The 310-nt window shown below is 68.7% G+C and carries 1 protein-coding gene; it reads left to right on the top strand.

Features of this window, described 5'->3' with window-relative positions:
• Positions 1–7 precede the first annotated feature (7 nt).
• The coding region (locus ADK54_RS18295) for a pore-forming ESAT-6 family protein (RefSeq protein ID WP_053726719.1) at positions 8–310 on the top strand (303 nt) is incomplete at its 3' end.

Raw genomic sequence — 310 nt, 5'->3', positions numbered from 1 at the left:
CAGGATCATGGGTCAGAATCTGGACCGGCTCAGCTACGACACCGGCGCCTCCACCGAGGTGCAGGGCGGTCTCGCCGGGATCGTCGGCCATTTGGAGCGTGTGCTGACCGACCGCGACCGGGCCGTGAAGGCCGCGATGGCGGAGTTCACCGCCGATGGTGTCTCGGACGAGTACCACGGCAAGGAGCTGCGCTGGAACAAGGCGGCGGCTGAGGTGCGGGAGATCATCCGGCTGGTGCGCGGCACGCTGGAGCTGAACGACGGCACCGCGCAGTCGACGCTGTCGAAGGCGAAGGCGGCTGTCGACGCC

It is taken from the genome of Streptomyces sp. WM6378, assembly GCF_001279695.1.
Taxonomy (GTDB): Bacteria; Actinomycetota; Actinomycetes; order Streptomycetales; family Streptomycetaceae; genus Streptomyces.
The sequence above is the reverse complement of the archived record's forward strand: the minus strand, read 5'-3'. Positions and strand labels throughout refer to the sequence as shown.